This is a genomic window from Pseudoalteromonas sp. NFXS53, from assembly GCF_056629255.1.
Genome location: NZ_JBWVBR010000008.1, coordinates 99,280 through 112,445 on the forward strand (window position 1 = coordinate 99,280; position 13,166 = coordinate 112,445).

Here is a 13,166-nt window from a genome sequence, read left to right on the forward strand (position 1 = left end):
ACTTCGCATCTACAACTCCTCAGAGAAATATTTTGTGAGTTTATCTTTAGGCATGAGCGCACCATGATGTTGGATCACTTGACCTGCCAGCCTATGCGCAAACTTGGCAGCATTTTCAAACGTCTCGACTTGCAACGCTTTTACTAAAAAACCAGCAGCAAAAGCATCGCCTGCTGCTGTGGTATCGATTATGTATTCTGCGGCAATTTTTTTAGGGGAAATTTCAAGTACGTCGTCGGAGGTAACGGCAATAACACAAGGAGCACTGCCACATCGAATAACTAGCATATCTGGGGCTGGCTCTTGGCTAAAGTGGTGCACAATGATGCTGTTAACACACTGAGTGCCGTAGACCGCATATTCATCTTCATCCGTTAAAAACGCCACATTTGCCAATGCCATCAGTTGTTGAAACCACTTTTGTGGCGTCTCAGTTTGCCATAATGCAGCTCGATAATTATTGTCGAAAAAAATCACTCCACCGCGTTGCTTGAATTGTCTCAGCGCTGAGATGAATTGTGCTCTTTGCTCTGGGCATAAAACAGCAAGTGATATTCCAGATAGATAAATGGCGTCGAACTGCTTATGTTTAAGTGCAACGAGTAAGGTTTGGTCTTGCTTAAAGTATTGCCGAACCGGGCTATTGAGTCGGTCAAACTCGAAGTGACGCTCGCCATTTTCAGCTAATTTGACCCAATATTGCCCCAATTTTTTATCTTGACCTGTGATTAAGTAAGGACTTTCTAACCTTTCTTGTTGAAGCAGCAAGGCTAAATTCAAGCTCGCTTCATCATCACCGATTGCGCTGGCATATTGAACAGACAGGCGTGTTTTATCTTTATTAAACTGAGACAAATACCAAGCTGTATTAAATGTATCGCCCGCAAAACTGATATCGCCATCAGCGCGGTGTTCAACCATACATTCACCAAAAAACACCATGCTTTTTATAGTGTTAAAAACTGAGCCTGTCATTGTGATTGCTCGCCTATATTGGCCTCATTCACAACCGCAATACACTCGTCATTGTGTGCTTTGGTCAACATACTCACAAAAACACCTAAACTTAATGCGCTGAAAACAGAGGGGATTATGGGATTACCAAAAAACGCTAGCCACTGACTATTTGCACCCACAACAATGCCCGCTAACGCCCCACCAAACAGCGTTGCAAGTGCCCCCTGCCATGTATAGGCTTGCCAAAACCGACCAAGTAACCCCATCACACATAAGCCACTCATGAGTATCGAAATCATCTTGGTGATATAACTCACTATATTGTCTGACCAAAGCGCGAGAAATAACGCAATCAGTATGGTGAGCAACATAGCAGCACGAGAGCATAACAATTGATACTTGGCACTTTGTGGCTGAGTGCTAAAAGCACTAAATAAATCACTCATTAACACGCTCACCCCTGCAATGGCATCTGAGCTGGCACTCGATAGAGTGGCAGAAATGCCAGCGAGTAGAATAAAACCGCCAAGCATCATAGGCAAAACTTCTAAGGCGAGATATGGAAAAGCATACGCGGCATTATCTAGCTGAGCGTTAATCACATAGGCACTTATGCCAATCAAAGCGGGTAATAAGGCGAAAAATAAATACAAAACGCCAGAAATCAAAAATGAGCGTCGAATGGTTTTGACACTGTCCGCGGCATAAATGCGCTGACGAAATGAAGGCGTAGCTAAAACACCAACAAGCACCGCTAAGAACATTGAAAGTGCAGGTAAAATGCCGACATTTTGAAACGAAAACATGCCCTGTTCGAGCACACGCTCGCTGCTATTTACCGCCTCGAACCCGCCGACATACTGCACCGAAAAATAAGCCATGAGTATAAAGCCAATAAACAACACGATGGCCTGTAAGGCGTCGGTCCACACAACCGCTGAATAGCCGCCTAGAATAATAAAAACAGCAAGACCTGAACCGATTAATAATTTGGCCTGCATCGCAGTTAAATCAGTAAGCCAAGATAAATACATACCGCCACCGATTAAATGCGCGCCCAACCAACCGATACTTGCCGCATAAATCACAATGGCGAGGATATTTTTAACGACCCTGTGATTGCCGACATAGCTAGCCAACTCTTCACTCATTGTGGCAAATGCTTGCAGGCGTGCTGGTGCAAACAGCCAAGCCAAAAGCAAAATACCCGCTGCACCACCTAAACCATATAATGCCCCAGCCCAGCCGTTGTCATAGGCAAACCCGACAGCTCCCATTGATGACCCTGTTCCCACCATAGTGGCCACTGTAGTGCCAAGGGTAAGAAAAAGGGGCACTTTACGTCCAGCCAATAAGTAGTCACTGGCACTTTTTTGCTTTCGTGACGCCAACCAACTGACCAAAATCATCACCAGCAAGTAAGCCAAAAAGGCCAGAAAAAAATATAATTGGCTCTCAGACATACGTTCTCCCCAGGGGGTGTTAGCTATTCTTAAAGTAACTCGGTTTTAATTGCCTTTGTAACAAGTGACATCGACTTCGACCTTACAGTCCACCACAAGATCTGCCACCATGCAGATCCGCGCAGGAGGATGCGCTCCGAATACTTCAGCAAACACTTTATTAAAAGACTGGAAGTAACGGGCATCTGTCAAAACCACCGACACATGCGTCACATGCTCAAGGCCATAGCCCGCTTCGGTCATAATTTCAATGCAATTATTAATCGCCAATCGCGACTGCTCAATAATGCTGCCTTCGACCACTTCACCGTCTTTCATCGGTGTTTGACCAGAAACTTTCAACCAACCACCCGCTTCAACGGCTCTGGCAAAAGGTAAATGCTGACCACCCGTGCCCGTTCCGCCTTCGGCGCCGATTCTTCTTATGCTCATAACTTCCTCGTTAATTGTTTTTATGATTATGTCTTGTTAAAAAACGTCCAGCTCGGCCCTTAGGTCCATGTGCATGACAGCACTGCTTGGCATTAAAACTCTCTATACCATTAACCCAAACAGTTTGAATGCCTGAAGCACTTTGCTTTGGCTCGCTATAACTGGCGTTATCAATGATTTTATCAGGGTCGAATAGAACCAAATCAGCAAAATAGCCGACTTCAATTTTGCCGCGCTTTTGTAATTTAAAATGCCAAGCTGGCAGCGCTGTCATTTTATGCAACGCAAGCTCCAATGACAGTAGTTGCTCATCCCTACAATAATGCCCGAGCACTCTAGGAAATGTGCCCCACAGCCTTGGATGCGGATGAGGGTCGCAAGGAAGTCCATCTGAGCCCACCATACTATGCTCATAGCCTAGAAAAGTTTGCACATCAGACTCCTGCATACAGTGATAAACTGCACCTGCTGGTTGCAGTCGTTTTGCCGCCTCTAATTGGGTTAAACCCCACTGCTGAGCGATGTCTTTTAAATGCTGTTTTGCCATATCTGGAAATGATTCAGACCAAGTAATGAAAATATCTGTGTCTTCATTAACTTGCTTTAAATCTAACGTACTTGAACTGGCAGCATAAGGATAACAGTCGCAACCTATGTGTTGATGCTGTTTTTGTCGCTCAAAATGCGCAAGCACCTCTTCTGAACGACCCCAGTTTTCTTTACCCGCACATTTAATATGAGAAATCACCAAGGGTAATTCGGCCTGTTTTGCCGTCGCAAACGCTTCATCCATGGCTTCGATAATACCCTGAAACTCAGTGCGTAGATGCGTGGTGTAAAGCCCATCAAACGGGGTTACAACTTGTGCCAGTTGGTTCACTTCATATTCGCTAGCTTGTTTCGCATTGTAATAAGCAAGCCCAGTACTTAAACCCAATGCACCTTGTGACATTGCCTGCTTTAATAAACTCTGCATTTGCACAATTTCGGGTTCTGTGGCAGCGCGCTCTAAATTGTCCATCACTTGCGCACGAAGACTAATATGACCAATTAACATGGCTAAATTGACACTGGGTTTGGCCATTGCAAATGCGCTTTGGTAGTCCTTTAACTCTGGATAAACAAACTCATTTTTCGCCCCTAATAAATTAATCGGGTCGCGTAAACCACTTTTAGCACTGGTTGGCACTGCACTGATCCCACAATTGCCTGCGATCACCGTTGTGACGCCTTGACTTAACTTTGCAGGCACAGTGGGCTGTCTTAACACTTCAAGATCGTCATGGGTATGCACGTCAATAAAACCCGGAGACAACACCAACCCATCAGCGTCAATCACTTGCTTTGCTTGCATCGTCAGCTTGTTAGCAACGGCAATAATGATGTCGTTTTTAACTGCAACATCGAACGGCGCTATGGGGTTATCTTTATCAATGAAAACGCGTGCACCACGAATGATGAAATCGGCTGAAGTGTATTCCACAATCATTAATCTCCCAGCGGAAAGCGTTTATCTGCAGGTGGCATATCACTATTTTTATCACGATGAAGATCGAGTTGAATTTTAAGGCGGCGTAACTTCTCTTTAGAGCGACGCTGATTTCGCATCGCTACTTCGCTTGAGAGAATATCCAATGCCGCCATCATAACGTAACGTGCCGCACTGGGTTTGAAAATATAATCGCTTTCTTGGGTTTTGATGGGTAAGTGAAAATCAGCAAGTTGTGACAACTCGCTGTCAGGGCAGACTGTAATGATGTGCGCCCCATATTCTTTGGCAATTTTGGCCCCATCCATGACATCCGGTGATACGCCACTTAATGACAAACAAATCACCACATCATCTTTGTTAACCGTTGACGCTGCCATGCGCATCATCATTGGGTCGCTGTGTGCATTAGCAAGCACATCGAGTCTAAAAAAACGATTTTGACACTCTTGAGCAAGCATACTGCTGCCACCACCGACACCAAAAATCAAACAATGTCTGGCATTACACACGGCACTACTGGCCTGCTCTACGACGGCTTCGTCGATTAACCCAGCATTGAGCTCTAAAATTTCTTGAATTGAGGTATAGACATGAGAAAGCTGTTTTTTCTCAACTATCTCTGGGTTGGTAAAGCGCTCACCAATGGCGGCAGATTGAGTTAAACGAAACTTTAAATCACGCACATTGTCACAGCCTAAACTTTTTGCAAGGCGAGTGATACTCGCGTGGCTCACTTGGGCTTTATCAGCGAGCTCATTAATAGATGCACTCGCTGCAAAGTTGAGCTCGGCTAAAATCAATTTCGCCACTTTATCTTCTGCCGGACTAAAGTGCCCTAGGCCTTCTTTTATTTTACTTATTATGTCCATTAGAAACCTTTAAAACTGTGTTGTAATCGTTTTAGTGATCACCCAATCATGTTCGACAACCCCAATCTGGCGCCATTTATCGAACGTTAAACAAGGGTGTGAAGTTGAGAAATTGAGCATGTCGCCAACTTGTAAAACCTGCTGTTCGGGGTAGCGCAACATGCTATGTTGATCCATCATTTTTTCAATTTGAAATTCACCAGTGGGTGTTGAAAGCACTGTTGTTTTAGGCGAATAAATCAACTCTGCTGTGGGAAAGCCCGCGTCAAATGCCACATCACGCTTTCCCATCCCAATAATGGCAAGACCCGGCTCGGGCAGTGATAACACATAGGCCCAGACACTTAGGCTAGACTGAAGGCTACCATCAATATCACATGCCAATTGGCTTCTTGATAGCACCGCCTGTTGCGCCTGATGATAGATGCCTGTGTCATGGATTAAATAACAGCCGGGGCGCAGGACAACTCTATATGTCTGTGCAAACTCATGTTCTGAAAGTGTTTTCGCAACGATGTCGTACCAAGCTGAGCCTGCACCTGTGATAATAGGAGCCTGTGTATCAAAGCCTCCATCTGCCGCTATGCGTTGCGAAAGTGTAATAACATCGTTTACAAAATCTGCCACTTGCTGCTCAGGGTGCTCACCACTGATCACCCCTTCATAAAATGCTAGACCCTTTAAATTTAAACTTGAATATTGTTTGCAGGTCGAGACTAAACTTGAAATATCCTTGGCTGAACGTAATCCACAACGCCCCCCCTTTATACCCACTTCGAGCAAGATATTGAGGGTTAAATTGCGTTCAGCGAAAAATGTGCCAAGCGCTCGTAAATTTTCTTCTGAATCGGCAAAACAATAAAATTCTAATGATGTTGATGATAGCCAATGTGCAACTTGTTCAAAATGAAAACGGCCCACTAACTGATTCGCCATAATGATACGAGAGATACCCGCATCAACCGCACAGCTGACCTGTGGCACGGTGGCTAATGTGATCCCCCAAGCGCCTGCCTCGAGTTGCTGTGCAAACAATTCTGTCGACATGGTCGTTTTACCATGAGGTGCAAGTAACATGTTATGTTTACTGGCAAACTCTGCCATCCATCTGGCATTTTGAAGTAATTTTTGCTGCTGAATAACGGCAACAGGCAGGCTCACTTGCTCTTGTAGAATATCCCAACCTGCGGCTTCTAGTTGCTCATTGCAACCACTGCCTTTAATAAGTTCCGACACTGTCAACCCCTAGCACCATTCAATAAATTATGTTTTCAAAATTCTTTGAATACATTTCATAAAATAAAAATTAAACTTTTAGCGATAAAAATACCAGCTCTGCTAGAAACAGAGCTGGTAGCTGAATGACTTAGAAAGTCGCGCGAACACTTAGTGCATAGCGTCTATCGGTTGTAAAGTTAAGTGCTTGAGTTCTGGTGCCAGCCTGATCCATTTGATATTGGGTCTTGGTCTCTGTATCAAGCAAGTTACTTGCTTCAAAGCCCACTTTCCAATTGTCGTTAATGGTGTAGTAGATACTCGCATCCATCATACCAGTTGCTTCGGCATACGCCGGAACGTACTCTTCTGATTCACGCAGAGTCAATAAGTATTCTGAACGCCATGTATAAGCAACGCGCATAGAAATCTTATCAAATTCGTACATACCGACAATATTCAAGTTTGTATCTGAGTAGCCCTGCAACGGTAAACCACTAAAGACTCTAAAAGTGTTACGATTATCTGTGATCGGGTCGCCATTTTCGTTAAACGCCAATGTTCCCGCTGAAACCTCATTCGGATCTTCTAAGCCATCTTGATCAATATAGGTAAAGTTAAACTGTAAACCTAAGCCGCTCCAAGCGCCTGGTAACATGTCATAAAACTGAGAGTAAGAGAATTCTGCACCTTGAATAGTACCCGAACCAGTATTAGCAGGGCCGTATGCAGAAATATCATATTCTTCACCATTAAAAGTGACATCCATGTCAAATGCACGTTTGCGAATAATGTTATCGAGTTTCTTATGGAATAAACCAAATGTGATATAACCTGCGTCGGCAAAATACCACTCAGTGGTTAAGTCTAAGTTGACCGCTTCTTCAGGTTCGATGTTTGGGTTACCTGATAATGCCGTCACTTCTATGTCATCAATAGCCACAACCGGGTTATTAGCTTCATCGTAATCGGCACCTGGAGTTTGTAGTCTGCGTGTGTAATCAAGGTTAATGATACTGATGTTTCGAGCATCTACTAAGCTTGGGTAATACAATGCTTTTGATGCACCAAAACGCACAACCACATCTTCAGTGACACCAAAGCTTAAATTAAGGCTTGGTAAAATAGTGCTGTAATCCGTGCCATCAACGGTACTTAACTGTGACTCACCATTAGCGAGGTCATAATAACGCTTATACTCTGCTTGCTGCATCACCGTGTTTAACGATGTACCTTCATCACCACGTTTAATCGTAGCTGGGCGTACGACTGCACCAGTTGATTGCAGTTGATAGTTGACGTAACGAAGACCCACATTACCCACAACTGGGATATCATTTAGTTCAAAGTCAAAGTCACCTCTTACGTAAAACTCAGTGCGTTTTTCATTACTTGCACTGATATTATGTGCAGCAAATGGTCCTTCAACACGGTCTGCTTTGTCTTCATAAGGTACATATGTGCCTGTACAAACACCATTGTTTGCAGCGCTATTAGTCGCATTGTGCCAACCGTCTTTACAGCCCTGACGTAAAGAGTTCGCATAATCTCTCACTAAATCCATTTTCGGAAATAAGAAGTTATTTACGTTACCCACTAATACCTGACCGTTGTAATAGTCTGCAAAGTCAACACGCTCAAACAATTCTGGACGATTAATTGCTGCAGCCGCATTACGGTCATCTTGATTCCAAGGGGTACCAATTGCAGACCACCCTTCATAAGCGGTGTCACGAACAGTTAAATCTTTATCAGACATGTATGCACCAGCACTGATACTCGTAAAGTTACCGTCTAATTCATATTTAAAATCAATCTTGTAGCTATCAGCTTCGGCAGTATTGTGTTCAACCTGCTCCATACCACTGCCTAAAAATAGGTTTGGCACAGGACCATTCCAATCTTCATTTGGTGACCAGCCTGCAGTCATGATGTTGTCGCTCAAAAACTCAACAGTTGGTCTGCTGCCACGCATATCTAAGAAGTAAGGAGAAACCACATGTACATGGTTGCCTCGTGTCTGACCTGACATGCTGTAGTCTTGACGATGCTTTTCTGAATCAATCATTTGATAATCAAAGTCGATTGTCAGTCTATCAATCGGTTTCAATGTCAGCTTAAATGATGTGTCGTTTACTGTATTTTCGTTGTAGTTCCAGCGACTGCGATAGAAAAATGGCGTTTCAGGACTAACACCAAGTGCAATGCCTGATGTTACAAAGTTATTGCTGGTTGTTAGAGGGTAGCCATTAGCTGCATCATCTTGCCAATTTTGTGATGAGCCCATAAACCCCTTAAAGCCTTGTGCTGCCTGACCAATTTGACGCTCATTCCATTCTAGTGACGCTTTTGAGCGAATGTGTTCAATAGTTGCCACTATGGTTTCATCATCATTTGCCCACTGTAATGACGACGTTAAACCTTGTCGTTTACGGTCGTTATCTGCGGTACTCATGTGAATAGCCACAGGCACATGCCAAACACTGCCTGCGGGTTGACCTGGTAGTGCTGGACCGTCAACCGGTGATGATGGATCAACGCCGGTGATCCCACCCCACTGATCTAAGGTTGGTACAAATGAATCACCACGCGAATGGAAATTACCTAGACCAACGCCATCACCACGAGTTTGATATTCAGATTGAGATGCGGCAATCAAGAAACCAAATTTGCCCGAATTAGTGTCCCAAGTATCAGAAAATAGTGCTGAAAAAGAAGGGGTTACTTCACCTCTAAAATCACCATAATTGGCTTTAGCATTGACTGAAATTAACTGCTCTTCAGAATCGAATGGCTTGCGAGTAAGCAAGTTTACAGTGCCCGATATACCGCCAGAAATCAGATCTGCAGTTTGGTTTTTAACAACTTCAACGGCACCTAATAACTCAGCAGGAAAATCTTCATAGCTTAACCCGCCATTAGGATTAGCACTGAATGCATCACGGCCGTTTACTTCTGAACGAACTCTATCTAAACCACGAACTAAAACGCCCGTTCCTTCGTCAGCATAGTGCTTCGGATCGTCTGAAGATGCAAAACGTTCAATGGTTACACCAGGAACACGCTGCAATGCCTCTGTCACCGATTTATCAGGTAATGCGCCAATATCAGATGCGGTGATCACATCTTTAACGGTATCAGCAAAGCGCTTAATGTTTTGTGCACTGTTAATACTGCCACGAATACCACTGACTTCAATGACTTCGATTTTCTCATCCTTTTTAGCAGCGCTGTCATTTTCAGCCGACGCATTCGCAGCAACAAAAAGTGGGCTTAATCCCATTAACGCATAAGTAACGGCAAGGCTTAACCTTGTTCGTTTATTTTGATTGTTTCCTGTATCGATGACTAGTTTTGACATTTTTATAATCTCTTTTTTCATAAACCAGTGAGCAAGTAATACAACTACTCATACCAAATTAACGATTGGTATAACGTACCCCTTGAATTTAAGGCAAAGATTACATTGTCTTATGTAATGATATTTGCCCGCTCAGTTATTGATGTTACTTTTTAACCTAAAAACAAAAAGCAACCGTTACTTTTTAACATAGGTACAATTAATGTAAAGTAATTTTTGTTAAAAATTAATCAGTTTGATAGCTATAAAATTTGAGGCGAGTAGACAGGATTAAAGGTAAATTATTGTTATATAATAAAAAAGCGCTGATAAAAATCAGCGCTTTTCTGAATAAAATAAGAACTAACTGTTACTTAACAATGTTCATTTCTTTCAGTAAGTTTTGCGCATTATCTACTTTGTCCATTACCCAAAGCATATAACGTGAGTCTACGTGAATAGAACGGTTTAGGTTGGCGTCATAATCCCAGTCACCTATGATACTTTCGTACACACCGTCGAATAATAAGCCAACTAGCTCAGCTTTACCGTTCAGTGTTGGTGAGCCTGAGTTACCACCCGTTGTATCTACATTTGATAAGAAGTTAACAGGTACTGTGTTCATGCCACCAGTGTATGCACCGTAAAGTTTTTGCTTAATTAATTCATTTTGTTTCTCTGGCGAATTAAACGGCTCAACACCGGTGTTTTTAGCTAATAAGCCTTCAAGAGAAGTAAATGGTGTCGCCACTAGACCATCTTGAGGTGAGTAACCCCCAACGGTACCGTAAGTAACACGTAACGTGCTGTTTGCATCAGCATAAACCGGCTTATTTAAAGACTTGTTGTAAGCAATGATAGCTTCCATTAGCGCTGGACGAGCTGCTTGTTGTTTACCTGCAATCTCTTTGTCTTGATCTTCAATTTGCTTCATCACAGTGAAAATAGCTTTAGCATATTGAATAAACGGATCTGCACTTGCGTTAATTTGCGAGAACTCTAGATCTGCCATCCATAAACGGGCTTTTTCATCAGCCAGTTTAGAATTTGCATACATGTCATCTAACAATGCTTTTTGTTTCGCTTTATTAAAGCCATTAGTTAGATTAAATGCCTTATCAACTTCAACTAAACGCTCAGACTGTGGCAGTGCTGCATAAAGCTCTAAGAAGTGAAGTAAAATCGCCTTGTCTACCGTCTCGTCATAACGGCGGCTCATGCTCTTAAGACGCGCTTGAATTCGAGGTAAGTCACGCTCTTGATAGCCGCGCTCACGCTCTGCATCTGGCTTTTGCTTCTCAACTGCAAGACGGTAAAGCATACGCGCCGTAGAAATCATTTGTGAACGGTGTACATAACCTAACATGCGATCACGTTGATTATGTGCTTGAGATTCAGCAACTAATTTATTCAAATCAGTTAACACTGAACCATATTTTGCTTTACGCTCGCTGTCTGAGTTGATCCAAGCCGCTAAGTCTTGTTCGAACTGTTGCTTACGCGTATACATTGAGCCTTTTTTGAAGCTCTCAATCATAGAACCATAGTTCTTGATGTAGTTGTTGTAACCTGCAATGGTACTCTTGTAAGCGATGCGCGCTTGAGAGCCTTCAGGGGCATTTTCTTCAATCAGTTCAACATACTTAGAATTGTGCTTTCGTGCTAATGGGTAAGCTGTATTGAACACGTAATCCACTTCAGTCGCAATACGGTAACGGTTAGTACGGCCCGGGTAACCGGTTACCATTACAAAGTCGCCTTCTTGTACACCCTTAGCGCTCACGCTTAAGAATGAGTCAGATGCAAATGGTACATTGTCTTTTGAATACTCTGCTGGTTTACCGTCTTTACCTACATAAGCACGGTAGAAAGCAAAGTCACCTGTATGACGTGGCCACATCCAGTTATCGATATCACCACCGTATTTACCAACCCCCATCGCTGGCGTGTAAGCTAAACGTACATCTTTGATTTCAAGAGATTTAATTAGGTAATACTCAAGACCACCGTGGAAGGTATAGACGTTACAACGGTAGCTACCGTTAGCTTCACACTCAGCTACGAGGGCTTTTCGGTTTTTATCAATTGCTTCGTAACGTGCTTTACCCGATAGACCATCTGTACCTTGGTTTACTTGTGCTGTCACATCTGTCACTTCTTCGGTCACATAAACGCGAGAGCCCGGTGCTGCAGGTAAATCTTCTGATGGTGTTTTAGCTAAGAAGCCATTTTCTAGAATATTGTTATCAGTTGTTGAGTTGTACTGAATTGAACCATAAGCACAGTGGTGGTTTGTAACCACTAGGCCTTTTGGTGACACAAATGACGCAGTACACCCACCTAAGCTGATCACGGCATTCATTGGGAATTCTGTTAGTTTAGAGATCGATTGAACGTCAATTTCTAACCCTTTTTGTTTTAATACAGACTCTAATTCTGGTAATTGATGTGGTTGCCACATACCCTCGTCTGCAATCGCAAAATTGCTTGCAGTAAGCACAATAGCGGCAGTTAATGCTTTAATACGCATGTTTTCCCTCAATATTATAATTGCTGAATTTCTATTTTATTAGATTCAGCTGCTTGTTAGTGTTTTCACTTATCCCCAAAGGGAAAGAATCGGGTACTTTAATGTGCGCACCTAAAATAGCAATTGTTTGCGGTACGCTCTGGTAATTAAATTGTTTCAATTCGTTACAGAAAAACAAAGTTTTAAGTAATTACACAGATTCTTCTGTGTCTGAACAGAAACACCTTTTTATCATTACTAACTCTATCGTTTAGCGACTGAAATGCAGTGCTCGAGCAGCATTAGCGTTCAAGTTTACGCTCTCGCCATCATAGACCTTTTGTCCATTTACAAAGGTCGCAACGATTTTATGTGAGAAGGTTGTGCCATTAAAAGGCGTCCATTTACACATGTAACGAACTGACTCATGAGTCACATACGTAGAGGCATTCGGGTCAACCAAAACGAGATCTGCAAAATAGCCTTCTTGAATAAAACCACGCTTTTCAATCGCAAAACGTTTTGCCACATTGTGTGCTGTTTTTTCTACTACCTGAGTCAATAACATAGTGCCGCGTTTAACTTGCTCTAATAAGCTTAAAAGTGCATGTTCTACAAGCGGTAAACCTGCTGGTGCTTGTTCATAAGGGACTGACTTTTCTTCCCATGTATGCGGCGCATGATCGGTCGCAATAATGTCTATTCTATCTTCTTGTAATGCAGCTAAAAGTGCTAGTCTATCTTGCTCAGATTTAACCGCAGGGTTGCATTTTATTTGATTTCCGAGCGCTGCATAATCATCTTGGTTAAACCAAAGATGATGCACACAGGCTTCTGCGGTGATCTTTTTGTTCTCGATTGGGCCGGGCTCAAACAAAGCCATTTCTTT

At 43.0% G+C, this 13,166-nt stretch carries 9 protein-coding genes; all 9 read right to left on the reverse strand.

Annotated features, from left to right (window positions below; translation table 11 throughout):
• Positions 1–9: 9 nt before the first annotated feature.
• The 9 genes from AC1HJP_RS10485 to AC1HJP_RS10525 all read right to left on the reverse strand — a co-directional run bounded on the left by AC1HJP_RS10485 (position 10) and on the right by AC1HJP_RS10525 (position 13,160).
• Positions 10–975: a PfkB family carbohydrate kinase gene (locus AC1HJP_RS10485; protein ID WP_480361768.1), complete on the reverse strand. Its 966-nt coding sequence runs from the start codon at positions 973–975 to the stop codon at positions 10–12.
• Entirely contained in the window at positions 972–2,420 is a 1,449-nt protein-coding gene (locus AC1HJP_RS10490) for a sodium:solute symporter family protein (RefSeq protein WP_480361769.1), read from the reverse strand. The genes AC1HJP_RS10485 and AC1HJP_RS10490 overlap by 4 nt, the downstream gene beginning before the upstream one ends.
• A 45-nt stretch (positions 2,421–2,465) precedes the next feature.
• Positions 2,466–2,852: a RidA family protein gene (locus AC1HJP_RS10495; RefSeq protein ID WP_480361770.1), complete on the reverse strand. Its 387-nt coding sequence runs from the start codon at positions 2,850–2,852 to the stop codon at positions 2,466–2,468.
• A gap of 10 nt (positions 2,853–2,862) precedes the next feature.
• Positions 2,863–4,341: an N-acyl-D-amino-acid deacylase family protein gene (locus AC1HJP_RS10500; protein WP_480361771.1), complete on the reverse strand. Its 1,479-nt coding sequence runs from the start codon at positions 4,339–4,341 to the stop codon at positions 2,863–2,865.
• A complete protein-coding gene (locus tag AC1HJP_RS10505) occupies positions 4,341–5,213 on the reverse strand; it encodes a MurR/RpiR family transcriptional regulator (RefSeq protein WP_480361772.1) in 873 nt (290 codons plus the stop codon). Before AC1HJP_RS10505 ends, AC1HJP_RS10500 begins: the two co-directional genes overlap by 1 nt.
• A gap of 9 nt (positions 5,214–5,222) precedes the next feature.
• Entirely contained in the window at positions 5,223–6,449 is a 1,227-nt protein-coding gene (locus AC1HJP_RS10510; protein ID WP_480361773.1) for an amino acid deaminase, read from the reverse strand.
• A 130-nt stretch (positions 6,450–6,579) separates the two neighbouring features.
• On the reverse strand, positions 6,580–9,789 hold the full coding sequence (locus tag AC1HJP_RS10515) for a TonB-dependent receptor (RefSeq protein ID WP_480361774.1): 3,210 nt from the start codon (positions 9,787–9,789) through the stop codon (positions 6,580–6,582).
• 349 nt (positions 9,790–10,138) lie between these two features.
• A complete protein-coding gene (locus AC1HJP_RS10520; RefSeq protein ID WP_480361775.1) occupies positions 10,139–12,298 on the reverse strand; it encodes a S46 family peptidase in 2,160 nt (719 codons plus the stop codon).
• Positions 12,299–12,548: 250 nt separating this feature from the next.
• The gene (locus tag AC1HJP_RS10525; protein ID WP_480361776.1) at positions 12,549–13,160 is read right to left on the reverse strand and encodes an amidohydrolase family protein; all 612 of its coding nucleotides are present in this window, start codon (positions 13,158–13,160) and stop codon (positions 12,549–12,551) included.
• Positions 13,161–13,166: the final 6 nt, after the last annotated feature.